Genomic DNA, 25,581 nt, shown 5'->3' with positions numbered 1-25,581 from the left:
GCCGGCCGCTGGCCGGCACCGTCGATGATCATGCCGGCCAGCGGCCGGCACTACCCTTGTGGCTCAGTACACGTCGCGCCGGTAGCGCCCGGTCTCCAGCAGCGTTTCCACAACCTCATCGCCCAGCGCGGCGCGCAGCACCTGGTCCACGCCTTCGGCCATGCCCTGCAGCGAGCCGCACACGTGGATCACCGCACCGCGCTGCATCCACTCGCGCAGCGCATCGACGGCAGCACCCAGGCGATCCTGCACGTAGCCACCCTCACCATCGCGCGAGAACGCCAGGTCCACCCGCGCGAGATGGCCATCGGCCTGCCACGCTTCGATCTCGTCGGCGAACAGGAAGTCGTGCACGCGCTGGCGCTCACCGAACAGCAGCCAGTGCCCGTGCTCGCCTGCATGGGCAGCTTCGCGCAACAGGCTGCGCAGACCCGCGATGCCGGTGCCATTGCCGATCAGCACCATCGGCACACCGCCAATGCGATGGAAACCGGGGTTGCGATGCACACGGGCCACGATGCTGGCTCCGACCGGGGCATGCAGCGCCAGCCAGCCCGAGCCCAGCCCGGCTCGACCCGACAGGTCATGCACCAGGCGCACCACCAGTTCCACCACTTCATCACTCGTGGAGGAGGCGATGGAGTATTCGCGTCCGGGCAGCGTTGGCAATCCGGACAGCCACAGGCAGGCATCCTGCACCGCCAGCGCGGCGTCGGCCTCGGGCAGCTCGCGTTCACTGGCCAGCGCCAGCAGGGTGCGTGGGTGGCCGTCCACCAGCAGCGGCTGCAGCGGATCCAACCCATGTGCCTTCAACACGGCGCTGGCGTGCCGTGCGTTGTGCCGCGGCGCGATATGCAGGATGTCGCCCGCCTGCCACTGCACGTCGGCCGGTGGCGCAAGACGGATGCGCCAGATGGCACCACCGATGCTGCCCGGATTGAGCCGGTCGCGGCCGAGCAGCCGCCACTCATGCATCTGCGTGGCCGCCGGCAGTACGCTGTCATCGGTGACGATGCCGGTCAGCGCGCCCAGCTGCAGCTGCCATTGGCGCAAGGCCGCTACCGAGGCGGCATCGACTTCGACGCGGTCGAACAACGGGCGCGCGCCGTTGCCGAGCAGCCAGCCATCAACCTGGCGACCGAAGCCGCAGTAGTGCGGGTACTGTCGGTCACCCAGCGCCAGCAGTCCAAACTGCAGGCCTGACAGGTCGAGTGTCTGTGCCATCAGCCGTCGTGCAGCGCCTCGCGCCGCATCCGGTGGCTCGCCGTCGCCGAAGGTGCTCAGTACCCACAGCACCTGCGCGGTGCGTGCCAGCTGCGCGGCATCAACGCGGGCCAGTGGCAGCACCTGCACCGCATGACCGGACGCCTGCAGCTGCGCGGCGGCCCGCCATGCCAGTTGTTCTCCCAGTCCACTCTGGCTGGCATGCACCACCAGCCACGGCGTACCACCGCCATCGGCAGGCGTTGCTGGCAGCGACTGGCGCAGGTCACGCGCGGCGCGCTGGCTGCGGCGGCGGTCCAGGTAGAGCATCCAGCCGGTGATGAAGAACAGGCTCATGCCCAGGCTGCTGAGCATCACCACGACACGCCCGGGCACGCCGAAGTAGCTGCCCGAGTGCAGCGCGAACACGCTGGTGGCCAGCTGCGCGCCGGCGCCCTGGCGCGCATAGGGGCGGGCATCGAGCGTGGCCCCCGTGCCTGGGTCCAGCTGCAGCAGATCATGCGCGCGGTCATGCTGGCCGCCGCGCTGCGACGGATCACCGGCCATCACCCGCACGTTCAGTGCCTGCCCCGGCTTCTCCGGCAGGCGCAGGTCGATGTAGCCGGTGCGCACGCCGGGCAGTGCGTACAGCGTGGCTTCGATGCGTTCCAGGTTCAGGGCGGCGTCGGTGGCGACCTTGTGCCTGGCGGCCGGTGCGACGCCCAGCAGGGTGTTGGCGGCACTGCGATACCAGTCGAACGACCACCACAGGCCGGTCAGCGCACTCATCAGGTAGATCAACAGCACCCAGGTGCCGACCACCGAGTGCAGGCTCCACAGGAAGCCACGGCCGCTGCGTTTCCATTCCACCGCCAGCCAGCTGCGCCAGTGCCACCAGCGCCGCGGCCAGCGCAGGTAGAGCCCGGACAGGGTGAAGAACAGCAGCGCGATGGCACAACTGCCGGTGATCCATTTGCCGCGCTCGCCGGCGGCGAGGTGGCGATGCAGGTCCTCGACGAAATCGAACAACGCCTGCCCGCGCAGGGCGCTGAAGCGCTCGCCGGTGTACGGATCGAAGTAGACCCAGTGTTCCTTGCCGCCGGCGAAGCGCGCCACCGAGGGCCGTTGCCCGGTGGCATCCACGCGCAGGCGTTGCAGGGGGCGATCACTGCCGGCCTGCAGCAGCGGCACCAGTTCGCTGAGTTCAAGCGGAAGCTGGCCGTCGGCATGGTGCTCGGCGATCTCGGCGAAGCCGGGATTGGCCGCCCGCAGCAGTTCATCCTCGAAGGACAGCACGGCGCCGCTGAGGCCCATCACGGCCAGCACGGCACCGGCGGTGATGCCCAGCAGCCAGTGCAGTTGGAACAGGACGTTCTTGAACATCGAAGGAGGAGGGCCTGGAAGGCTGCCGCCCGCATCCTGCGCAACAGCAAATGAGAATTAGTCGCGGAATTCTCCGTGGCGCCCCGGCTGCGGTCAAGCAGGGGATATCGGCCGGGCGGCGCCCGGCACCCGCGGTAGTGCCGGCCGCTGGCCGGCAACCTCAGAAGCAACAGCCGAAGCAACAGCCGAAGCAACAGCGGGTTTCCTGTGAGGAGGCGGGGTGGGTCCGGTTGCGGGGGACGGCGTGAATACGTCCATGTAGCCTCGGTCGCGCCATCCATGGCGCTCACGCCCCCTCAACCGGACCCACCCCGCCTTCGACAGTTTCCTGCGATCTGTCGGAAATACTTTTGGGGTCAGATCCGTTTTCCGCAGGAAAACGGATCTGACCCCGGAATTTCATTCGATATCTGACAGATGTGTCGACCAAGGTCGACACCTACCAACAGCCGCGAAGATCTGTCAGAGGTGGGGCGGTGTCGGAGTGCGGGGTGTCAGCCGCATGGATGCGGCTGCCAAGCTTACAGGGATGTACTTGCAGCGTCCCCGCACTCCGATACCGTCCCGCCATCCCACGGAATGCCCGCTTTGGCTTTGGCTGTTGCCGTTGCATTGAGCAGGGTGCAGGGCTGCAAGCCCTGCAAAAAACACCCTCACTTCACCCAGCTGTCGATCTCGCCGTGGGCGAACGGCCCCAGCTTCGCCTTCACCAGCCGGCCCTGTGCATCGAACAGCACGCTGTAGGGCAGCAGGCCCTGCGTATTGCCCAGCTGCACGCTGGCATCGCGTGGCCCGGGTGTCTCGATCACGATCGGGTAATCCACCGGTACCCGCTGCAGGAAACCGCGCACGTCTTCCGGCGTATCCAGCGCCAGGCCAAGAACCTGCACACCGTTATCGCCCTGGGTGTGGGCAAAGCGCGCCAGTTCAGGCATTTCTTCAACGCAGGGCGCGCACCAGCTGGCCCAGACATTGATCAACAGCGGGCGGCCGGTAGCGTGCTGGCGCAGGTCCAGCGGTCGGCCTTCAAGATCGGGCAGCGACAGCGCGGGCAGGCTGTCGCCGACCTGCAGGGCGGGTGCCACCGCCGCCACCGCAGGCGCCGCTGGCATGGCCTCAGGCGCAGCCGGCGCGGGAGCCAATCGATGCCCGGCCCACAGGCCGAGGCCGGCGGCCAGCACCGCTGTCCACAGCAGCGCTGGCCGTTGCCATTTCATCGTGCGGTGCGCAGCAGCGCTTCCTCGACCACCGCCTGGGTCAGCAGGGTCGGCAGCACGGTCGGCGGTGCGCCGGGGCCGTACACCACGTACAGCGGCACGCCCACGGCCTTGTGCTCTTCCAGGAACGTGGTGATCTGCGGATCGACGTTGGTGTAGTCACCGCGCATGTACACCGCGTTGGTGCGCTTGAGCAGTTCCTTGAACTCTGGGCGCGACAGCACGGCGCGCTCGTTGGCCTTGCAGCTCACGCACCAGTCGGCGGTCATGTTCACGAACACCACGCGGTTGTCGGCGCGCAGGCGATCCAGCAGCTGCGGCGAGTATTCGACCACGTTGTCAGTGGCCGCCTGTGCGGCACGCGCCGGCGCTGCCAGCTGGGTCACGCCCCAGGCCGGAACCAGTGCACCGATCGCCAGCAGCACGCCGAGCAGGGTGACGGCGCGCGAGCCGGTCCAGCGGTTGCGTTCAAACAGCCACAGACCGAAGGCCAGCAGCAGCAGGCCACCCAGCACCAGCGCCATGCCGTCCACGCCGCGCTGCTTGCCCAGCACCCACAGCAGCCACAGCACGGTGGCATACATCGGGAAGGCCAGCACGTGCTTGAGCGTTTCCATCCACGGGCCCGGCTTGGGCAGGCGGCGCGCCAGTGCCGGCACGAAGCCGATCAGCAGGAACGGCAGGGCCAGGCCCAGGCCGAGGAACAGGAACACGGTCATCGCCTTCAGCGGCGGGGCAATGAACGCGTAGGCAATCGCGCCGCCCATGAACGGGCCGACGCAGGCACTGCCGACCACGCAGGCCAGCGCACCGGTGAAGAAATCACCGGCCGGGCCACTGCGGCTGGCCAGCGACTGGCCGAGGTTGCCGATGCCGCCGCCCAGTGTGAACACGCCGGACAGGCTCAGGCCCACCGCGAACATGATGTAGGCCAGCGCCGCCACCACGCCCGGGTGCTGCAGCTGGAAGCCGATGCCGACGGCGTTGCCGATCGCGCGCAGGCCAACCATCAACGCACCGATCACCGCGAACGCGACCAGTACGCCCAGCGTGTACCAGAGGGCATGGCTGCGCGCGCGCTGCGGGCTTTCGCCACTCTGCGCCAGGCTCAGGACCTTCAGCGACAGGATCGGCAGCACGCAGGGCATCAGGTTCAGTACCAGGCCACCGGCCAGCGCCAGCAGCAGGACCCATACGAACGAACGGTCCGGATTCGGCGTGGTCACCGGCGGTCGCGTGCGCAGCGCGTTGTCACCCTGTGCATCGGCGGCGAACTCACTGCTGGCGGTGCCGTCACCTGCAGCAGGGGTCGTTGCATCCGTATTGGGCACGGTTGGCAGCAGGCGCAGCGGTGCGCCGTTGGCGGCTTCGCGTGGTGCGCCGTTGGCAGCGGGCAGCGGGCTGATCACTTCATTGCGCGGTGGCGCCTGGTCGGCGCTGCTGCTGACCTTCCCGGCCGGAATGGACAGCTTCACCCGGCGGGTCATCGGCGGGTAGCAGATGCCATCGGTCTGGCAACCCTGGAAGGTCACCACCAGAGTGCTGTCGACCGCATCGGCGATGGAGCGGCGCAGCGGCAGCGGCACTTCCACCTGGTTGAAGTAGACCGAGACATCGCCGAAGTGTTCGTCGCGATGCGACTGTGCGGCAGGCCAGCGCAGCTTGTCGGCCAGCACCCCGGTGCTGCCGTCCAGCTTCACCGAAGTGCGGTCGCGATACAGGTAGTAGCCCGGCGCCGGGCTGAAGCGCAGCAGCAGGGTATTGCCGTCGCTGGCGATGGCGTCGAAGCCGAACGCCTGCTCCGACGGCAGCGGCAGCGCCTGGCCGTTGCTGGCCGCCCCCGGTAGGCGCAGGCCACCGCTGTTGCCGGCACCGGCCAGCGGGTTGTTGAACGGGCTTGCGGCACCGGCACGCGCGGCAGGCACCGCGGCCGCCGCACCGGCACCGGGCAGGGTGACCTGCACCACGCGCTTCTGCGGCGGGTAGCAGACACCGGCATCGGCGCAGCCCTGGTAACGCACTTCCAGGCTGATGGTGCCGGCGGCGTCGGTCGGCGTGCCGGGCAGGGTGGCCTGCAGGCGTTCGCGATAGGTTTCGACTTCGCCGAAGAAATCGTCGTGGTGCTTGTCGCCCTTGGGCATCTGCAGCGCGCCGGCATTGAAGGCCGGATCCGCCTTGACGCTGGTGCGGTGGCGATACAGGTAATAGCCCGGTGCGATCTTGAACTGCAGTTGCACCTGGCCACGCTCGGCGGCGGTCGCGGTCAGTGCGAACGCCTGGTCCACCGGCAACAGGTCTTTCTCATCCAGGGCGAACGCCGGCAGCGAGAGCCACAACAGGGCGCACAAGGCGGCGCCACGCGCAAACAGAGTCTTCAATCAGTGTCCTCCCGGGTCTGTGCCCGGATCCAGTCCAGATACGCCGGCAGGCCGGCCCGGGTTTCGACCGCAATGCACTCCGGGAGTTCATACGGATGCAGTTCGACGATCCGGGCAATCGCGTCATCGACGCGACTCGCGGTGGTCTTCACCAGCAGCTGCAGCTCGGCGTCGGTGGTCACCTCGCCCTGCCAGCGGTAGGTCGACTGCGCGCCATTGAGGCGGGTCACGCACGCGGCCAGGCGCTCGCCGACCAGCGCGTGCGCGATGCGCTCGGCACTGGCCCGGTCCGGGCAGGTGGTCAACAGCAGCAGGACGGGATCGATGGTCGACATGACCGTCGAGTATAGGGCCGCCGCCGGGTCAGGGCCCGGCGGCGGCAGTGGACCGCTGCGTTGCGCGGTCAGTTGGCCAGCTGGCAGGAGGTCGGCTTGGCCGAGGTGAACAGGCCAGGGGTCGCCCACTCGGGGTGGTCGATGAACGGGTTGCGGTTGCCCTGGAAGCTGTAGATCACGTCGTTGCGGGCACGCTCGGCATCATCCGGCGGATCGGACAGGTGCCAGTCGATCAGCGTCGAGAGCAGGCCCATGTAGGCCGGCGAACTGCTGGTCTTGACGATCCTGCTGCGGTCGTCGGTCAGCTCCAGGTCCGGCTCGGACTGGCCGGTGGCCGCATCCTTGCCGCCCTCGTAGCGGATCGCCATGTACATCACCGCACGTGCCATGTCGCCCTTGCGCTTGCCCCACACCTCGAAGGTGCCGGTGTTGCCGTCCGGCGTGCGCACCCAGTTGGAGTTGCCCGGGTAGCCGCCGCTGCCGCCGCCCTGGCCGTTGTTGGCCTCGGTGGCACGTTCGCCGCAGTTGGCGTCGCACTTGCCGAACGGCTTGTTGCCACGGTCGGCGTTCCACTGCGCGTCGGTCAGGTACAGCATGTGGGTGTCGGTGTACGGCGCGTACGGCAGGCCCTTGTCGCCGGTGGTGCTGGCAAAGCCCAGCGAGTTCGGCCAGGTGTGCTCGCGGTTGTACTTCAGGCCGCCGCCGCTGCCGGCGCGGTCGGTCACCTTGGCGTAGCTGCGGTTGCGGTACGCATCCAGGATCCTGCCGCTGTTGTTCGGATCCTCGTCGGCGATTTCCAGGATGGTCCAGGTGCTGGTGCCCGAGCCGCTGTACGGGTAGGCGGTGTGGCCCTTGATGGTGGCGTGCAGCGAGCAGCGCAGCTGGCTGGGGCTGCTGGTATTGACCTTGGAGTAGTAACCGGCCGGCACGCCCGGGTTGCCCGGGTCCGGATTGCCGCCGGTGCTGGCCACGGTGAAGGCGATGCGGCTGTCGGCGGCGGGGTGCGCCCCCTGCAGGTCGGAGATGCGCGCGGCGCGGATGTCGAAGCGGCAGGCTTCACCGGCCACCAGCGCGGTGTTGGTGGACAGCTTCACGCTGCGGCCGCTGGCCGGGTAGGTCAGCGGCACGCTGCCGGAGGTGCCGCAGCTCAGGGCGAAGGCGCCGCTGGCCAGGTTCACCGTCTCGCTGAACACCACTTCCAGGTCGGCGGCGGCCGGGAAGGTGCTGCTGCCCTGCGCCGGGGTGGTGGTGGAGACCGACGGCGGCGTGTTCGGGCCCGGGGTGCCACCCCCGCTGAAGGTCTGGCCGTTGTTGCAGCTGCCAAACGTCTGCTTGGCCGATTCGGCCCAGGTGAAGTGGGCGTACTGGCTGCCGCTGCCGGTCAGCTGCAGCGAGGTGCCGGGGGCCGTGCTGTTGGTCTCGGCCACCGGAATGTTCTGGCTGGTCATGCCGGCGGCAGGGCCACCGGAGGCGGTGATGGCGCCCTCGTAGCTGAGGAACTGGACCACCTTGCCGCTGGCATCGACCAGGGCGATGCCGTCGTTCGGGCCGTTCTGCAGGCCGTTGGTCGGGTAGCTGACCACGGCCAGGGTGGCGCTGCCGCAACCCGCGGCGGTGCCGGCCGGGACCGGATTGTTGGCGTAGACCGTGGCGGCCGAAGGATTGCTGCCGTTGTAGAGATAGAGGCGGTAGCCGGAAAGGTCCTCGCCCGCGGTAGCGACCACTTCGATGGCTTCGCCGACGTCACCGGCGGCGGTGCTGTCGTCGTAGTGCAGTTCGTTGATGAAGACCTCGGCCTGGGCCGGCGCGGCGGCCAGCGCCAGCAGGCAGGCGGCGGCAAGCGGGGACAGCAATCGCATCGACTACTCCTTGTGATTGGGAATGCGCGGCCGAGCCTAAGGCCGATCCAGTGACACTTTGTCGTAAATGAACGTCAGATATCTGACAGTGCGACGCGAGTCACCAAAAGTCGAGGATTCCAGAGACAGGGTTGCCGCGTTGCACCGGCATCCAGGCCTTCACATGGGCGCAGATCGAGTGGGCCCGGGGCAGTGAAATTTTTTCCGCGAGCGGCCTTGAAAGGTCCGGGGCCAGCTCCATCTCTGTCCTGCTCCCGATTCATCGGGCTTTTTCGCGAGCAATGCTGGCAGTCACCTGGGGTGAGTGCTAACATCGCCAGACTTTTTCAGACCAATCAATAACTTAAGAGGTCTCTCATGAGCATCAAGCCGCTGCACGACCGCGTTGTGGTCAAGCCGATCGAAGCCGACGAAATCTCCGCCGGTGGCATCGTCATTCCGGATTCGGCCAAGGAAAAGTCCACCAAGGGTGAAGTCGTGGCCGTCGGCCCGGGCAAGCCGCTGGACAACGGCAGCGTGCGCGCTCCGTCGCTGAAGGTCGGCGACAAGGTCATCTACGGCCAGTACGCCGGCAGCTCGTACAAGAGCGAAGGCGTCGAGTACAAGGTCCTGCGCGAAGACGACGTGCTCGCCGTCATCGGCTGAGCCTCGGCGCGACCTGTTTCAACCTGATCCCCAAATCCCAGCCGCCGGGCATCGTCCGGCGCTACCAATGAGGTAATTGTAATGGCTGCCAAGGATATTCGTTTCGGTGAAGACGCCCGTTCGCGCATGGTGCGCGGCGTCAACGTTCTCGCCAATGCCGTCAAGGCCACCCTGGGCCCGAAGGGCCGCAACGTCGTGCTGGAAAAGAGCTTCGGCGCACCGACCATCACCAAGGACGGCGTCTCCGTCGCCAAGGAAATCGAACTGGCTGACAAGTTCGAGAACATGGGTGCGCAGATGGTGAAGGAAGTTGCTTCCCGCACCAACGACGACGCTGGCGACGGCACCACCACCGCCACCGTGCTGGCCCAGGCCCTGATCCGCGAAGGCGCCAAGGCCGTGGCCGCCGGCATGAACCCGATGGACCTCAAGCGTGGTATCGACAAGGCCGTCGTGGCCGCCGTTGCCGAGCTGAAGACCATCTCCAAGCCGACCGCCGACGACAAGGCGATTGCCCAGGTCGGTACCATCTCGGCCAACTCGGACGAGTCGATCGGCCAGATCATCGCTGACGCGATGAAGGAAGTCGGCAAGGAAGGCGTGATCACCGTTGAAGAAGGCTCGGGCCTGGACAACGAGCTGGACGTGGTCAAGGGCATGCAGTTCGACCGCGGCTACCTGTCCCCGTACTTCATCAACAACCAGCAGTCGCAGACCGCTGACCTGGATGACCCGTTCATCCTGCTGCACGACAAGAAGATCTCCAACGTCCGTGACCTGCTGCCGGTGCTGGAAGGCGTCGCCAAGGCCGGCAAGCCGCTGCTGATCGTTGCCGAAGAAGTTGAAGGCGAAGCGCTGGCGACCCTGGTGGTCAACACCATCCGTGGCATCGTCAAGGTCGTGGCCGTCAAGGCGCCGGGCTTCGGCGACCGTCGCAAGGCGATGCTGGAAGACATGGCCGTGCTGACCGGCGGCACCGTGATTTCCGAAGAAGTGGGCCTGTCGCTGGAAAAGGCCACCATCAAGGACCTGGGCCGCGCCAAGAAGGTGCAGGTCTCCAAGGAAAACACCACCATCATCGATGGCGTGGGTGACAAGGCTGCCGTCGACGCACGCGTCGGCCAGATCAAGACCCAGATCCAGGACACCTCCTCGGATTACGACCGCGAGAAGCTGCAGGAACGCGTGGCCAAGCTGGCCGGTGGCGTTGCCGTGATCAAGGTCGGTGCTTCGACCGAAATCGAGATGAAGGAAAAGAAGGATCGCGTCGACGACGCCCTGCACGCTACCCGTGCAGCCGTTGAAGAAGGCGTGGTTCCGGGCGGCGGCGTGGCCCTGGTCCGTGCGGTCACCGCACTGGCCGGCCTGAAGGGTGCCAACGAAGACCAGAACCACGGCATCCAGATCGCCCTGCGCGCGATGGAAGCCCCGCTGCGCGAAATCGTGGCCAACGCCGGTGAAGAACCGTCGGTCATCATCAACAAGGTCAAGGAAGGCACCGGCAGCTTCGGCTACAACGCCGCCACCGGCGAGTTCGGCGACATGCTGCAGTTCGGCATCCTGGACCCGACCAAGGTGACCCGTTCGGCGCTGCAGAACGCGGCCTCGATCGCTGGCCTGATGATCACCACCGAAGCCATGGTTGCCGAAGCTCCGAAGAAGGACGAGCCGGCCATGGGCGGCGCCGGTGGCATGGGCGGCATGGGTGGCATGGGCGGCATGGACTTCTAAGTCCCCCGCGTTCACCCCGCAATGAAAAACCCCGCCGCAAGGCGGGGTTTTTTTGTGGCCGGTTGGAATCGAAATAGTAGATCCACGCCATGCATGGATGCCGCTGCCAGGTGCAAATCTACCCGCAGCCCTCGCGCCGCTGCAGCCACAGGTGGGCCACCAGCAGGGCCAGCGCGCCGCCAGCGATCATGCCCTGTACCCACGGCAGACCCGTGATCGGCGCAAGCAGCAGGCCCGCCACCATGCCGATCAGACTGGCGCCGACGGCCACCCGCTGACGTCGCTGCCGATGTGCGGCCTGGCGATGGCGTGCAGCGATGCGCAGACGCCGTGCATCCGGCCGCATTACGGCCTCGGCAATGGCATCGATCTCTGGGCGATTCATCCTGCGTCCTGCTTGGGGAGTGTGCCTGCATCCTGGGTCATCATCAGTGCCGCGCGCAACCAGGCCATGAATGCGGGTACTGCCGCGTTGGATTCGCCGTCCGAATGGGTCACCGCGTAGTAGGCGAAGGCCTGGGGCCAGGGCTGGTCGATCACCACCTGCAGCCGGCCACTGGCCAGCTCTTCGGCGGCATGGATGTCGCGCACCAGGGCGACGCCTTGCCCGGCCACCGCCGCGCGGATCAACAACAGGTCGTCATCGAAGGCAGGGCCGCGCTCCAGTCGTTCATCGACGGGCAGATCCAGTGCCTGGAACCACAGCCGCCAGTCGCTGCGGTCGGCGTCCTGCAACAGGGGCAGCTGCAGGCAATCCTGCACCGAGCTCACCGTCGGTGCGCCGGCCAACAATGCCGGACTGGCCACCGGCAGCAGCACCGGTGCCATCAGGTGCTCAGCATGCAGCCCCGGGTAACGCCCGAGACCGTGGCGGATGGCGATGTCCACCCCCTCGCGGCGCAGGTCGACCAACGCCGCGCTCGAGTCCAGCTGCACGTCCACCTGCGGATGCAACGCACTGAACCGGCCCAGTCGCGGCGCCAACCACTGTGCGGCGAAGCTCGGTGCCGCGCTGATGCGTAGCGTGCGTCGCGTTTCCCAGCGCTCCAGGGTCTGCAGGCTGTGCGAGATCTGCTCGAAGGCCTGCAGCAGTTCCGGGTATACGCGAGCGCCTGCGACGCTGAGCACCACGCCATGCCGGGTGCGGTCGAACAGGTTCACACCCAGCCGTTCCTGCAGCTGCCGCAATTGCTGGCTGATCGCACCAGGTGTCACCCCCATCGCTTCGGCGGCAGCGGTCAGGCTGCCATGGCGGCCGGTTTCAACGAAGGCCCGCAGGCCCAGCAGCGGCAGCACCGCACCCATGTCCATTCTCCTGTAGCCGCGTCGGCACGCGCCGCGCTGCGACAGCATATCGAGCGTGCCGCAGGCTGTCGCGCGCCTGCCGCTCACGTTGAGCTGCGCTCAACTTCCCATGCAGGAGACATCGTTTCCTTCCCGCGCCAGCGCTTCCTAGACTGCCTGCACGGCTGCTGCAGCGCCCGTTCCCGCATCGCCCGGCCACCTTCAACGGCCGGTGCATGCCGTCGCTCCCTGCGTCCAGGATTCCCATGAACGAACCTTCGCTGCACCTGTACTCCGACAGTTCTCCCAATGGCTTCAAGGCCACAATCGCACTGGAAGAACTGGGTCTTCCCTATCACGTTCACCACGTCCACATCGCCGATGGTGAACATCGCCATCCCGACTTCCTGCGGCTCAACCCGCATGGCCGCATTCCCGTGCTGGAAGATCGCGCGCGCGGCATCGTTGTCTTCGAGTCGGCGGCGATCCTGATGTATTTGGCCGAACAGGGCAATGCGTTGCTGCCTTCCGAACCGGCTGCGCGCTGGGAGACGCTGACCTGGCTGATGTTCCATGCCGCCAGCGTCGGCCCGATCCTCGGCCAGCGCGTGCACTTCGAGCATTTCGCGCAACGGCCCGATTCCGCGGCAATCGAACGCTACCGCCGCCTGAGCGACGAGCTGTTCGGCGTACTCGACCAGCGCCTGCAGGGACGCGAGTGGTTGGCTGGCGATCACTACTCGATTGCCGACATCGCCCACTTCGGCTGGCTGCACATCGCTCGCATCATCGACATCGATTTTTCGCGGCATCGCCATCTGGATGCGTGGTACGCACGGGTTGCCGCACGCCCTGCGGTACAGCGCGGCGTGCAGCTGCCCGAGCCGGCCACCGGACCGTAAGGAGGCGACGCATATGAACGATTCCATTGCAGTGCCGGGCGCGTCGGCGCCGGTCTTTGCCACGCACCCGGGCTACCAGCGCATGTTCCGCGCCGACGCGCTGACCCTGGGCATCTACCTGCCGCTGCGCTTCTACCAGGGCGACATGGCCGTGCTGCAGGGCCAGGCGCGGCTGGTGGAGGAGATCGACCGCCATGGCTTCGCTGCGGTATGGGTGCGTGACGTACCGCTGTTCGATCCGATGTTCGGTGATGCAGGCCAGTTGTTCGACCCGTTCACCTACCTTGCGTGGCTGGCAGCGCGCACACAGCGCGTGGCCCTGGCCACCGGCAGCGTGGTGCTGCCACTGCGCCATCCGATCGATCTGGCCAAGGCCGCGGCGTCGATCGATCAGCTGTCCGGTGGTCGGCTGGTGATGGGTGTGGCGTCCGGTGATCGACCACTGGAGTTCCCGGCCTATGGACTGGAGCACGCGGCGCGCGGAGAGCGTTTCGCCACCGCAATGAACGAGATGCGCCGTTGGCTGCAACCGGGCACGGATGGGCGGATGACACATGCCGGTGCCGGGCAGGGCGTGCAGTTGCTGCCGCCCACGGTCAGTGGCCGCGTTCCGCTGATCGTCACCGGTGGCGCACGCCAGCCACTGGAATGGATCGGCCAGCATGCCGATGGCTGGCTGACCTACCCAGAGGCCACCCATGACAACGCTGGTCCGCAGCGGCTGGCCGCGAAGATCGGCGCTTGGCGCGCGCTGATTCCGGACGGCGGCTTCCGTCCGCACATGACCAACGAATGGATCGACCTGGTGGACGATCCGGATCATCCACGCATGCCGTTGCGGGGTGGCTTCACCCTGCGCACCGGCCGCAAGGGTCTGATCGATCTGCTGCAGGCCTGGCAGCGGGCCGGCGTCAACCATGCCGCACTGGGGATCCAGTTCGCCGAGCGGCCTGCCGGCGAGGTGCTGCAGGAGCTGGCCGAGGAGGTACTGCCGTTGTTCCCGTCGCATCCCGGGCCGGCGGCGAAGGTGATGGACTGGTAGCCACGCCGAAGGGGATGGCATATGATTAGGCGCCTAATCATATCGGTATGGATGATGATCGAAGCCAAGCACCATGCCCTGATGGATGAGGCGCAGCGACGCGGCCACGCCAACGTCGCGCAGCTGCGCCTGTGCTTCCAGCTGCTGTCGTTGTCGTCGTCCATCGACCACGATTGCGCCACCCGGCTGGCGCCACACGGGCTCAGTGAGGGTCGCTTCATCGTGCTGTTCCTGCTGCATGGGGCCGGTGGCACGCTACCGCCCCACGAGCTGGCCGAACGCGCAGGCGTCACCCGCGCCACCATCAGCGGCCTGCTCGATGGCCTGCAGCGCGAAGAACTGCTGCAGCGTCGCAGCGATGCTGAGGATGGCCGTCGCCTGCAGATCGTATTGACCGCACGGGGAAAACGCTTGGCCGAGACACTGTTTGACCAGCACACACAGTGGATCGGTGGCCTGTTCAATGGTCTGGATACCGATGAACAGCGGCAGCTGTCGCGGTTGCTGCACAAGGTCTGGCAGCACACCGATGCTGGACGAGAGTCTGCAGCATGAGCCCGGCGATTGCGGCGCAACGCCTGCATGAACTCAACACCGGTCGCGTTGCCACCGCCCATCTGGCCGAATGCCTGGCAGTGGATTTCGCCGCGTTGCTGCAGGTGGTGGCGCCTGCGCTTGCACCGGAAGCGCTGCAACGCATGCGGGATGCCTCAGGCAAGGGCATCACGCTGCGCATGGCCTTGGCCGCGCAACTGCTGCGTGAGGCGGGGCAGGGCGCGGCTGAGTTCTGGCAGGATCACAGCTCCGATACCGTGCGTGGCTGGGCCTGCTATCTGGTCGGCAGCGATGCCCGCGCAACGTTGGCAGAGACGCTGCAGCAGATGCGCACGCTGGCCGATGACCCACACTTCGGTGTGCGCGAATGGGCGTGGCTGGCGCTACGCACGGACATCGTTGCCGCGCCGATGCAGGCGCTTGAGTACCTGCAACCCTGGACACAGGAAACATCGCCGTACCTGCGCCGCTTCGCCTGTGAAGCGCTGCGCCCACGCGGTGTCTGGGCCACGCATATCGCACTGTTCAAGCAGCATCCGGAACTTGCGTTACCCATGTTGGAAGCACTGGCTGACGACCCGGAACGCTATGTGCAGGATTCGGTCGGCAACTGGCTCAATGACGCCGGCAAGACTCAGCCGCAGTGGCTGCGCCAGCTGTGCACGCGTTGGCAGCACGAGCGCCACAGCGACGCCAACGCCTACATCCGCAAACGCGCATTGCGCTCGTTCCGGTAGTGCCGACCGCTGGCCGGCAACCCCGCAACCTCGTAAACCTCAAGGAAGAACCACCATGTCGCACACCTTCATCGAGCTCTACACCGCCACACCTGCCTGGACCGCACTCCCACCCGAGCAGCGGAATACCTTCTTCGCCCGTATTGGCGCTGGCATGCAGCAGTTCGATCCAGCCCGCATCACGCCGCTGGCGATGGGCCGCATTGCCACGGGCGTACCGCACGGCAGCGATGAGCAGTTCTATGCGGTCTGGCGCTGTGCAAGCCGCGAGGAGGTCGATGCGCTGGTGGCCGGCATCGCCGCGACCGGCTGGCATGCGTACTTCACCACCACCCATGCGGTAGGCGCGATGGACAGCATGGCCCAGCACCTGGCCGACCTGGCCGCCCTGTAGCGGGGCGGCAGACGCCGGCAGATCCCGGGCCTCGGCATGGGAGGCACATGCGCCTGTCACCCAGACACGGTAAACAGTGCATTGCCATGTCCATCCGCAGGGAAGTCGATCATGCAGAGCACGCTCCAGGTCACGCTGTTCGGCCCTCTTGGCGACAGCCCGGCGTTGCAGTTGCCGGGCTTGGAGGGGCCGTCGGTGGCCATTCCGGAATCGGTCCTGCGGCGGTTGGTTTCCGACCTCTACACCGCGCGTTCCCTGCTCAACCCCGAGCAGCTGGACGAAGCCAGGCAGGAGCTGGACCGCGTGCTGGAGCGCTGGGCCGACATCCATGAGGGCCTGCTGCTGGATGTGGAAGTGCATGGTAAATGAGCAACTTCGCGTGGCTGCCGCCGCGTAGGCATGGCTGGTGCGCACCTCGCTGAACCGCGCCCCCAGTTGCGGATGAAACATTTTGCACTGCGCAAAAGCTGTGCTATCAATAGATCCCATGAACGCAGCCCCCACCAGCTTTTACTGGTATTACTTTCCGAAGCCACTGGCGGAGGAAGGACTGCGCTCACCCTGAAGAAAGCTTCAGACGCATTCCCGAAAGCCGCCAGCGAACCTGGCGGCTTTTTTCATGCCGCCACGCTGGGGACCCCCAACGTTCCGGAGATCTCCCGCAATGCCCCCGCACACCGACGACCTGCGTATCCGCACCATCGAACCGCTGACACCGCCTGCCCAGCTGCTGGCGATGCTGCCCTGTGACGATGAAGCCTCCGACACCGTCAGCGCCTCGCGCGCGGCCCTGCACCAGATCCTGCATGGCCGTGACGACCGCCTGGCGGTGGTGGTTGGCCCGTGCTCGATCCACGACCCGAAGGCCGCCATCGAGTACGCCCAGCGCCTGAAGCCGCTGCGCGACGCACTGGCCGGCGAACTGGAAATCGTCATGCGCGTGTACTTCGAGAAGCCGCGCACCACGGTGGGCTGGAAGGGCCTGATCAACGATCCGGACCTGGACGGCAGCTTCAAGATCGACAAGGGCCTGCGCATCGCCCGCGGCCTGCTGCGCGACATCAACAAGCTGGGCCTGCCGGCCGGTGTCGAGTTCCTCGACGTGATCTCGCCGCAGTACATCGCCGACCTGGTGGCATGGGGTGCGATCGGCGCACGCACTACCGAAAGCCAGGTGCATCGCGAGCTGGCCTCGGGGCTGTCGTGCCCGGTCGGCTTCAAGAACGGCACCGATGGCAACGTGAAGATTGCGGCCGATGCCGTGGGTGCGGCATCCAACCCGCATCACTTCCTCTCGGTCACCAAGCAGGGTGGCACCGCCATCGTGTCGACCACCGGCAACCCGGACTGCCATGTGATCCTGCGCGGCGGCAAGCAGCCGAACTACGACGCCGGCAGTGTCGCCGAGGCCTGCCAGGTGCTGGCCAAGGCCAAGCTGCCGACGCGCCTGATGATCGACGCAAGCCATGCCAACAGCCTGAAGAACCCGGAGAACCAGCCGAAGGTGATCGACGACATCGCCGTTCAGCTGGAAGACGGCGAACAGCGCATCGTTGGCGTGATGATCGAGAGCCATCTGGTCGGCGGCCGCCAGGAACTGGTGGAAGGCCAGCCGCTGGTCTATGGGCAGAGCATCACCGATGGCTGCATCGACTGGGACACCACCGTCACGGTGCTGGAGCGACTGGCTGCGGCCGTGCGCGCCCGTCGCGACGTGAAGGTATCCGAAGCAGCTTGATGGAAGCCGCCTGAGTGCGGCACGTGTGTGGATGGCGGCCAGCGCCTGCGGGGGTGCGGCCGCGATCAGGGCCGGTCGGAGTTGGAGACCGGCCCATCTGCACCGGCGATGCGCCTGGCGCTGCGCATGAGCGACAGCGCCAGGTACATCGCCGGGGTGGCAGTAGATCCACGCCATGCGTGGACGATTCGCCGTCCCCGGCAATGACGGCTACGACCCGCTGGAGGCCACATTTGTCGCGGGCCCGTCGGGTCGCACCCGGCACGCCAAGTGGTCCAGTCCGCACAGTGCGATGATCCGCCTTGGACACGTAGAGTCGAGCTTGCTCGACTGCGGAAAAACGTGCACCAACGGCAGTCGAGCAAGCTCGACTCTACTCAAGGTCCGCAGTAGATCCACGCCATGCATGGATGTGGGCCACAATGCGATCACTTCTCCTTGCGGCTGCCGCCATGAAAGAACTGATCATCCCTGAAGCTGCCCAACGCGACGAATCTTCGGTCGAGATGATTCACGTGTGGATCGCTGAGCGCGGGCTGCATGCATCATTGAAAGTGGGGCTGTACGAGGATCGCCCCGACATCCGCGAAGAACGTGCCTGGGGGCGAATTCTTGCCGATGTTGCCCAGCACGTTGCCGACGCGCTGGTGACCAGTGAGGGCATGGACCGTGACGTGGTGGTCGAGGCCATCAAGGCAGCCTTCAACGAGGAGCTGCAGGCGCCATCCAGCGGCCGGTCCGGCGGGTTCGTCGTGCGGCATTGACGGTAGATCCACGCCACGCGTGGATGAATTCCCCGCCCCACGTTCACGGCTTCGCCCGAATCCTCGCCAAGGCCAGATACATCGCCGGGGTCGTGTACAGCGTCAACCACTGGCTGACCAGCAAGCCGCCGACAATCGCAATGCCCAGCGGTTGCCGCAGCTCCCAGCCTTCGCCGTTGGCCAGCATCAGCGGCAGCGTGCCCAGCAGCGCTGCCAGCGAGGTCATCAGGATCGGCCGCAGGCGCAACCGTGCGGCTTCCATCACTGAATCCTGCGCGCTCAGCCCGCGCCGCTCGCCGGCCAGTGCGAAATCCACCAGCAGGATGGTGTTCTTCATCACCACGCCCACCAGCAGGAACAGGCCGAGCAGGGCGATCAGGTTCAGTTCGTTGCCGAACAGCCACAGCGCCAGCAGCGCACCGACACCGGCCGAAGGCAGGGTGGACAGGATCACCAGCGGCTGCAGGAAGCTCTCGTAGAGGATGCCCAGCACCAGGTAGACCGCCAGCGTGGCGCCCAGCACCAGCCATAGCTGGCGCGCGCGCAGCTGATCCAGCCCGCCGGCTTCACCGGACAGTTTTCCCTGGACCGAACGCGGCAGCATCAGTTTCGACATCGCACCATCGATCGCCTGTGTGGCCTGTTCCAATCCTACGCCCGGTGCCAGCGCGAACTCGATCCAGATCGAGGCGAACTGCTCGCTGTGGTACACCCGGTCCGGTGCCATGCCATAGCGCCAGCTGGCGATGCTCGACAGCGGAATGCGCTGGCCGTTGCCATCGATCACCTGCAGGCGTGACAGCGTGCCCGGGTCCTGGGTGTGCTTCGGGTCCAGCTCCATCACCACGCGGTACTGGTTGAGGCTGTCGTACAGCGTGGCGACCTGGCGCTGGCTGAAGGAGTTGTTGAGCATGTTGGCGACGGTGCGCAGGTCGACGCCGTGGCGCGCGGCTGCTTCGCGGTCGATGTCCAGCATCACCTGGCGCATGCCTGCTTCTCCCTGTGCTTCCACGTCCACCAGTTCGGGCAGGCCACGCAGGGCGGCAGCCACCTTCGGTGCCCATTCGCGCAGGGGCGCTGTATCGGCTGAAAGCAGCTGGAACTCGTACTTGCCGCTGCTGCCGGCGCCCTCCAGGCGGATGTCCTGGTCCACCCACAGATAGAGATTGCCGCCGGGCAGCTTGGGCAGCCGCGCGCGCAGGCGGTCGATCACCTGCTGGCTGGACACCTTGCGCTCGGCCAGCGGCTTCATCTTGATCATGATGAAGGCGTTGTTGACCCCGTTGCTGCCACCGATGTAGCCGATGATGTCCTCGATGGCCGGATCGGACAGCAACAGCTTCCTGTACGCATCGATCTTCGGTTGCATGGCCTGGAAGGACAGGCCGTCATCGCCGCGCGCGAAGCCACGCAGCTGCGCGGTGTCCTGCTTGGGCACGATGCCCTTGGGCACCTGTTGGAACAACCAGGCGTTGAGGGCGATCACGGCCACGAACGCCAGCAATGGCCAGCGCAGCCGGTGCAGGCTGGCCTGAAGCGTGCGCAGGTAGGCGCTGCGCAGGCGCTCGAACAGCGCATTGCTGCCCCGCTGCCAGCGCGAGGGTTGCTGCGCGGCATCCACGAACAATCGTGCACACAGCATCGGCACCAGGCTCAGCGCGACCAGCACGGAGACCGTCATGGCCGCCACCAGGGTCAACGAGAATTCGCGGAACAGGCGTTCGACGAAGTCGTCCAGGAACAGGATGGAGACGAACACCACGGCCAGTGCAACGTTCATCGACAGCAGCGTGGCACCGACTTCCGATGCACCCCGTACTGCCGCCTGCCAGCGGTCGGCGCCCAGTTCGCGATGGCGGGCGATGTTCTCCAGCACCACGATGGCATCGTCCACCACCAGCACGGCGGCGACGATCAGCGCCATCAATGAAAGCGTATTGAGTGAGAAGCCCATCAGCGCGATCAGCGCCAGCGTGCCGAACAGCACCACCGGAATCGCCACGCTGGGCACCAGCGCTGCACGCCAGTGGCCGAGGAAGCCGAGCACCACCAGCACCACCAGCACGATCGCCAGCACCAGCGTGAGCTCTGCTTCGTGCAGGGTGGCGCGGATCACCGGCGAGCGGTCCATCACCAGCCGCATGTCCACGCCGGAGGGCAACAGCGCATGCAGTTGCGGCAGCTGCGCCTGGATGGCATCAACGGTGGCGATGATGTTGGCGCCGGGTTGGCGGCTGACGATCAGCAGCACGGCGGGGCGTTCGTTGTGGAAGCCGCTGGCGTAACGGTCTTCCACGCCATCGGCAACGGCGGCGACATCGCCCAGCCGCAGCGTGCGGTCGTCGCTGACCTTCAATGCCAGTTCGCGGTACTGCGCGGCCTGGCGCAGCTGCAGCGGCGCTTCCAGCTGCCACTGCTGGCGGTCATCGCCCACGGCACCCAGCGGGCGCATGGCGTTGGCGCGGCCGATGGCCTGGGCCACGTCCTCCAGTGCCAGGCCTGCATGGTTCAGCGCATTCGGGTCCAGCGATACACGCACGGCGGGCAAGGCGCTGCCGCCCACCTGCACTTCGCCCACGCCCGGCACCTGCGACAGCTTCTGCGCCAGCACGGTGGAGGCCAGGTCATACAGCTGGCCTGGCGAACGCGTGTCCGAGGTCAGTGCCAGCGCCAGGATCGGTGCCTGTGAGGGATTGACCTTGCGGTACTGCGGCATGCCGGGCATGCCACTGGGCAACTGCCCGCGTGCAAGATTGATGGCGGCCTGCACTTCACGCGCTGCCTCATCGATGTCGCGGCCGAGTACGAACTTCAGTTCGATCTGGGTCTGGCCCTGGGTGCTGGCCGAGTCGATGCGTGAGATGCCGGGCAGGCTGCCCAATGCGCGCTCCAGCGGCGTGGCGACGGTGGCTGCCATCGACTCGGGCGAGGCGCCGGGCAGGCTGGCGCTGACTTCGATGGCCGGGTAGTCGACCTGCGGCAGTGGCGCCACCGGCAACAGGCGCAATGCCAGCAGGCCGGCCAGCACCAGCGCCACCGCCAGCAGGATCGTCGCTACCGGGCGCTGCACGCAGGCCTGCGCCAGGCGCGCGATGGGGTTCACGCGCGCGCCTCGTCAACCGCCACCGGGGACGCTGCACGGCCACGCTGCAGGCGGTCGAAGGCCAGGTAGATCACCGGCGTGGTGAACAGGGTCAGCACCTGGCTGACCAGCAGTCCGCCCACCATCACCCAGCCCAGTGGCTGCCGCAGTTCGGCGCCGGAACCGCTGGCCAGCATCAGCGGCACCGCGCCGAACAGTGCAGCCAGCGTGGTCATCAGGATCGGCCGGAAGCGCAGCAGCGCGGCCTGATGAATCGCCTCGCGCGGTGACATGCCGCGTGTGCGCTGCGCGTCCAGCGCGAAGTCGATCATCATGATCGCGTTCTTCTTCACCAGCCCGATCAGCAGCACGATGCCGATCACCGCGATCAGGTCCAGGCTGCGTCCGCTCAGCCACAGTGCGGCCAATGCACCCACGGTGGCCGAGGGCAGGGTGGAGAGGATGGTGATCGGATGGATGAAGCTCTCGTAGAGCACGCCCAGCACGATGTACATCACCACCACGGCCGCCAGGATCAGCCACAGCGTGGACGACAGCGAGCTGCTGAAGGCCGCTGCGGCACCCTGCAGGCGAAGTTCGATGCTCTGCGGCAGGTTCACCTGTGCGCGCGCGGCGTGCACGGCATCCACCGCTTCGCCCAGCGAAGCACCCGGGGCAAGATTGAACGACAGCGTGGCCGCCGGGAACTGGCCCACGTGATTGCGCAGCAGTGCGGACGGACCCACCTCTACCCGCGCTACCGAACCCAGCGGTACGGTCTGCCCGGCGCTGTTGCGCACGCGCAGGCCGGTGATGGCTTCCGGTCCCGGCTGGCGCGCCGGATCGGCTTCCAGCACCACCCGGTATTGGCTGGCCTGGGTGAAGATGGTCGAGATCTGGCGCTGCCCATAGGCGTCGTACAGCGCATCGGCTACTGCTTCCACGCTTACGCCCAGGCGCGCCGCCGCATCGCGGTCGATCGCTACGCGTGCCTGCCGACCCTGCATCTGCAGATCGCTGGCGACATCGCGCAGTGCCGGTTGCTGGCGTAGCGCCTGCAGCAGCTTCGGGGTCCAGCGTTCCAGTGTTTCAAGATCCGGCGTGGTCAGGGTGAACTGGTACTGGGTGCGGCTGATGCGGTCTTCGATGCCCAGCTCCTGCACCGGCTGCAGGTACAGGGTGATGCCGGGGATCCTCGACACGCGCTGTTGCAGGCGTGCCATCACCACGGCGGCGCCGTCGCGGTCGCCGTGCGGTTTCAACTCGATCAGCAGGCGGCCGGTATTGAGCGTGGCATTGTTGCCGTCCACGCCGATGTAGGACGAGACGCTGGCCACCGCCTCGTCGGCTTCGATGGCCGCCGCCAGCGCCTGCTGGCGCTCGCGCATGGCCTGGAATGAGATCGCCTGCGGCGCTTCGCTGATGCCCTGCACCAGGCCGGCATCCTGCACCGGGAAGAAACCCTTGGGCACGGCGAAGTACAGCGCCACGGTCAGTGCGAGGGTGGCAACGGTGGCCAGCAACATCAGCGGCTGGCGCTGCAGCACCCAGCGCAGCTGGCGGTCGTAGAGGCCGATGACGCGGTCGAAGACATCGGGCGCATGTGCAGTCTTCGCGTGCGGCTTCAGGAACCGCGCGCACAGCATCGGCGTCAGCGTCAGCGAGACCACCAGCGAAATGCCGATGGCTACAGCCAGTGTCACTGCGAACTCATGGAACAGTGCACCCACCAGGTCGGCCATGAACAGCAGCGGGATCAGCACCGCGATCAGCGAAACAGTCAGCGACACCAGGGTGAAGCCGATCTCGGCTGCGCCTTTCAGCGCTGCATCGCGGGGGCTTTCGCCTTCCTCCAGATGGCGGGCGATGTTCTCCAGCATCACGATGGCATCGTCCACCACGAAGCCGGTGGCGATGGTCAGCGCCATCAGCGTGAGGTTGTTGAGCGAATAGCAGGCCAGCAGCATCACCGCGAAGGTGCCGATGAGCGACAGCGGCACCGCGACGCTGGGAATGAGCGTGGCCGGCAGATTGCGCAGGAACACCCAGGTGACCAGCACCACCAGGCCGATGGCCAGTACCAGTTCCTTCTGCACGCCGCGCACCGACGCGCGGATCGATTCGGTACGGTCGCTCATTACATTCATCTGCACACCGGCGGGCAGCGTGGCCTGCAGCTGCGGCAGCAGCGTACGCACCTGCTCGACCACGGCGATCACGTTGGCGCCGGGCTGACGCTGGATGTTCACCAGCACTGCCGGGGTGGTGCCGCTCCAGGCGGCCAGCTGCCGGTTCTCGGCGCCATCGGTAATGGTGGCTACATCGCCCAGCCGCAGCGGCGCGCCGTCGCGCCAGGCCAGTACCAGGGCACGGTACTCATCCACGCTGCGCATCTGATCGTTGGCATCGAGCATCACCGCGCGGATCGGGCCATCGAAACTGCCCTTGGGCAGGTTGACGTTGGCGGCGGCGATGGCGGTGCGGATGTGGTCCATGCCCAGGTTGTTGGCGGCCAGCGCCGCTGGATTGACCTGGATGCGCACCGCCGGGCGCTGGCCACCGGCCAGGCTGACCAGGCCGACGCCGGGCAACTGCGCCAGGCGCTGGGCGATGCGCGTATCCACCAGATCGTGCACCTGCGGCAGCGACAGGCCTTGCGAGGTCACCGCCAAGGTCAGGATGGGGGTGTCGGCCGGGTTGACCTTGCGGTACACCGGCGGCACAGGCAGGTCCCCGGGCAGGAAGCTGCCCGCCGCGTTGATGGCGGCCTGCACGTCCTGCTCGGCCACACCCAGCGACACCTCCAGCCCGAACTGCAGGGTAATGACCGAGGCGCCACCGGAACTGGTCGACGACAGTTGTTTCAGGCCGGGAATCTGGCCGAGCTGGCGCTCCAGCGGTGCGGTGATGGTGCGTGTGGTCAGTTCGGGGCTGGCCCCCGGATACAGCGTGGTGATCTGGATGATCGGGTAATCGACCTGCGGCAGCGCCGCCACCGGCAGCAGGCGATAGGCCAGCACGCCGGACAGCAGCAGCGCCACCATCAGGAGAGTCGTTGCGACCGGGCGCAGGATGAACGGGCGCGAGAGGTTCATGCGCCGGCCTTGGTCGCGGCCTCCTCGGTGATGATCTCCACCGCCGTGCCATCTTCCAGCCCGTCGATGCCTTCGATCACCACCTTGTCCCCTGCGGCCAGCCCGGAGCGCACGGCCACGCGTCCATCATCGGCTGGACCGAGCACCACGGTGCGGCGTTGTGCCTTGCTGTCCTTGTCGACGATATGCACGTAGTTGCCCTGGCTGCCGAACTGCACGGCGGCATCGGGAATCAGCAGCGCGGGCTGCTCGCCCAGCTGCAGGCGGACGTTGACGAACTGGTTGGGGAACAGCGCCAGATCGTGGTTGTCGAAGTGCGCACGCAGTTTCAACGTGCCGGTGGTGGTATCGATGCGGTTGTCGACGCTGGACAGCGAGCCGCGGGCCAGCTGCCGGCGTTCTTCGCGGTCCCAGGTTTCCACCGCCAGTGCCGGTTGCGCCTGCACGGCATCGAGCAGCGCAGGCAGCTCGGGTTCGGGCACGGTGAACAGCACGCTGATCGGCGCGGTCTGCGCCAGCGTCACCAGGCCTTCGGCATCGCTGGCGCGCACCAGGTTGCCCACGTCCAACCGGCGCAGCCCGACGCGGCCACTGACCGGCGCGGTGATGCGGGTGTACTGCAGCTGCAGGCGCGCTTCATCAACAGACGCCTGATCGCTGAGGCGGCGGCCCTGCAGCTGGCGCACCTTGCTCTGCTGGTCGCTCAGTTCCTGCCCGGACACGTAGTTCTGCTTCTGCAGTTCGCGGTAGCGCTGCAGCTGGCGCTCGGCGTTTTCCAGCTCGGCCAGATTCTGCTGCTGGGTACCCTGCGCCTGTGCCAGCTTCACTTCATACGGGCGCGGGTCGATCTGCGCCAGCAGATCGCCGGCCTTCACCTGCTGGCCTTCCTGGAAATGCAGCCGTAGCAGTTCGCCATCCACGCGGCTGCGTACCACCACGCTGTGCAGCGGGGTGACCGTACCGACCGCCTTCAGGCGCAGCACCAGCGGCTCGGCGCTGGCGCGTGCCACGCGTACCGGCACCGTCTTGCCCGGCGCATCGTCGCTGCTGCCGGCGCCATTCCGGGGCCACAGCCACCACGCCAGAACGGCGACGAGGGCGATGGCCAGCACCGCCCACAACAGGCGGGCACGACGGAAGCGGGAATTTTCGGCGACAGACATGGGGCATCCTGCGCCCTGCGCGCGCAGGGACATGCGGGCCCGTCGGCGCGTTCACGGCACCACGGGCAGCGGGG

Annotated in this window: 20 protein-coding genes; 10 read left to right on the top strand and 10 right to left on the bottom strand. The window is 66.9% G+C overall.

Annotated elements, in window-relative coordinates:
* Positions 1-63 precede the first annotated feature (63 nt).
* From MG068_RS18795 to MG068_RS18765, 5 genes are all read right to left on the bottom strand, one after another.
* Positions 64-2,586 carry a PepSY domain-containing protein gene (locus MG068_RS18795; protein ID WP_132810868.1) on the bottom strand — a complete coding sequence of 841 codons (2,523 nt, stop codon included), beginning with the start codon at positions 2,584-2,586 and terminating at the stop codon, positions 64-66.
* 653 nt (positions 2,587-3,239) lie between these two features.
* Positions 3,240-3,803, bottom strand: coding sequence for a TlpA family protein disulfide reductase (locus MG068_RS18780; RefSeq protein WP_107433205.1), 564 nt, complete (start codon positions 3,801-3,803; stop codon positions 3,240-3,242).
* The gene (locus tag MG068_RS18775; protein ID WP_132810866.1) at positions 3,800-6,181 is read right to left on the bottom strand and encodes a protein-disulfide reductase DsbD family protein; all 2,382 of its coding nucleotides are present in this window, start codon (positions 6,179-6,181) and stop codon (positions 3,800-3,802) included. The genes MG068_RS18780 and MG068_RS18775 overlap by 4 nt, the downstream gene beginning before the upstream one ends.
* A complete protein-coding gene (gene cutA / locus MG068_RS18770) occupies positions 6,178-6,516 on the bottom strand; it encodes a divalent-cation tolerance protein CutA (protein ID WP_132810865.1) in 339 nt (112 codons plus the stop codon). Before cutA ends, MG068_RS18775 begins: the two co-directional genes overlap by 4 nt.
* A gap of 68 nt (positions 6,517-6,584) precedes the next feature.
* On the bottom strand, positions 6,585-8,375 hold the full coding sequence (locus MG068_RS18765; protein WP_132810864.1) for an endonuclease: 1,791 nt from the start codon (positions 8,373-8,375) through the stop codon (positions 6,585-6,587).
* A 357-nt stretch (positions 8,376-8,732) separates the two neighbouring features.
* On the opposite strand from MG068_RS18765, the gene MG068_RS18760 reads away from it, so the two are divergent.
* Complete coding sequence (locus MG068_RS18760; protein WP_006396661.1) at positions 8,733-9,020, top strand: co-chaperone GroES; 288 nt, start codon at positions 8,733-8,735, stop codon at positions 9,018-9,020.
* Positions 9,021-9,101: 81 nt separating this feature from the next.
* Complete coding sequence (gene groL, locus MG068_RS18755) at positions 9,102-10,751, top strand: chaperonin GroEL (RefSeq protein ID WP_014038666.1); 1,650 nt, start codon at positions 9,102-9,104, stop codon at positions 10,749-10,751.
* A 118-nt stretch (positions 10,752-10,869) separates the two neighbouring features.
* Here the strand turns inward: groL and MG068_RS18750 are convergent, their stop codons facing one another.
* Both MG068_RS18750 and MG068_RS18745 read right to left on the bottom strand, forming a co-directional pair.
* Entirely contained in the window at positions 10,870-11,136 is a 267-nt protein-coding gene (locus MG068_RS18750) for a hypothetical protein (RefSeq protein WP_132810863.1), read from the bottom strand.
* A complete protein-coding gene (locus MG068_RS18745) occupies positions 11,133-12,056 on the bottom strand; it encodes a LysR substrate-binding domain-containing protein (RefSeq protein WP_132810862.1) in 924 nt (307 codons plus the stop codon). The genes MG068_RS18750 and MG068_RS18745 overlap by 4 nt, the downstream gene beginning before the upstream one ends.
* Before the next feature lie 245 nt (positions 12,057-12,301).
* On the opposite strand from MG068_RS18745, the gene MG068_RS18740 reads away from it, so the two are divergent.
* The 8 genes from MG068_RS18740 to MG068_RS18700 all read left to right on the top strand — a co-directional run bounded on the left by MG068_RS18740 (position 12,302) and on the right by MG068_RS18700 (position 18,167).
* Positions 12,302-12,937, top strand: coding sequence for a glutathione S-transferase family protein (locus MG068_RS18740; RefSeq protein ID WP_132810861.1), 636 nt, complete (start codon positions 12,302-12,304; stop codon positions 12,935-12,937).
* Positions 12,938-12,950: 13 nt separating this feature from the next.
* Entirely contained in the window at positions 12,951-13,979 is a 1,029-nt protein-coding gene (locus MG068_RS18735; RefSeq protein WP_132810860.1) for an LLM class oxidoreductase, read from the top strand.
* A gap of 54 nt (positions 13,980-14,033) precedes the next feature.
* The gene (locus MG068_RS18730; protein ID WP_107433317.1) at positions 14,034-14,534 is read left to right on the top strand and encodes a MarR family winged helix-turn-helix transcriptional regulator; all 501 of its coding nucleotides are present in this window, start codon (positions 14,034-14,036) and stop codon (positions 14,532-14,534) included.
* Positions 14,531-15,271 carry a DNA alkylation repair protein gene (locus tag MG068_RS18725; protein WP_132810859.1) on the top strand — a complete coding sequence of 247 codons (741 nt, stop codon included), beginning with the start codon at positions 14,531-14,533 and terminating at the stop codon, positions 15,269-15,271. Before MG068_RS18730 ends, MG068_RS18725 begins: the two co-directional genes overlap by 4 nt.
* A gap of 55 nt (positions 15,272-15,326) precedes the next feature.
* Positions 15,327-15,665, top strand: coding sequence for a DUF6616 family protein (locus tag MG068_RS18720; RefSeq protein ID WP_132810858.1), 339 nt, complete (start codon positions 15,327-15,329; stop codon positions 15,663-15,665).
* Positions 15,666-15,776: 111 nt separating this feature from the next.
* Positions 15,777-16,034, top strand: coding sequence for a hypothetical protein (locus MG068_RS18715; protein ID WP_071227876.1), 258 nt, complete (start codon positions 15,777-15,779; stop codon positions 16,032-16,034).
* 295 nt (positions 16,035-16,329) lie between these two features.
* A complete protein-coding gene (locus tag MG068_RS18710) occupies positions 16,330-17,403 on the top strand; it encodes a 3-deoxy-7-phosphoheptulonate synthase (RefSeq protein WP_071227875.1) in 1,074 nt (357 codons plus the stop codon).
* Between the two features lie 452 nt (positions 17,404-17,855).
* Positions 17,856-18,167, top strand: a complete 312-nt coding sequence (locus tag MG068_RS18700; protein ID WP_132810857.1) for a DUF5076 domain-containing protein — start codon at positions 17,856-17,858, stop codon at positions 18,165-18,167.
* A gap of 43 nt (positions 18,168-18,210) precedes the next feature.
* On the opposite strand, the gene MG068_RS18695 is transcribed toward MG068_RS18700, so the two are convergent.
* The 3 genes from MG068_RS18695 to MG068_RS18685 are packed head-to-tail and all read right to left on the bottom strand — an operon-like array spanning position 18,211 to position 25,507.
* On the bottom strand, positions 18,211-21,270 hold the full coding sequence (locus tag MG068_RS18695) for an efflux RND transporter permease subunit (RefSeq protein WP_132810856.1): 3,060 nt from the start codon (positions 21,268-21,270) through the stop codon (positions 18,211-18,213).
* On the bottom strand, positions 21,267-24,344 hold the full coding sequence (locus tag MG068_RS18690; RefSeq protein WP_132810855.1) for a multidrug efflux RND transporter permease subunit: 3,078 nt from the start codon (positions 24,342-24,344) through the stop codon (positions 21,267-21,269). Before MG068_RS18690 ends, MG068_RS18695 begins: the two co-directional genes overlap by 4 nt.
* Positions 24,341-25,507 (bottom strand): MdtA/MuxA family multidrug efflux RND transporter periplasmic adaptor subunit, encoded by a 1,167-nt coding sequence (locus tag MG068_RS18685; protein ID WP_012512239.1) that lies wholly within the window; start codon positions 25,505-25,507, stop codon positions 24,341-24,343. Before MG068_RS18685 ends, MG068_RS18690 begins: the two co-directional genes overlap by 4 nt.
* Positions 25,508-25,581 lie beyond the last annotated feature (74 nt).

It is taken from the genome of Stenotrophomonas sp. ASS1 (assembly GCF_004346925.1).
Classification (GTDB): Bacteria; Pseudomonadota; Gammaproteobacteria; order Xanthomonadales; family Xanthomonadaceae; genus Stenotrophomonas; species Stenotrophomonas maltophilia_A.
This window is presented reverse-complemented; position numbering and strand designations above follow the sequence as displayed.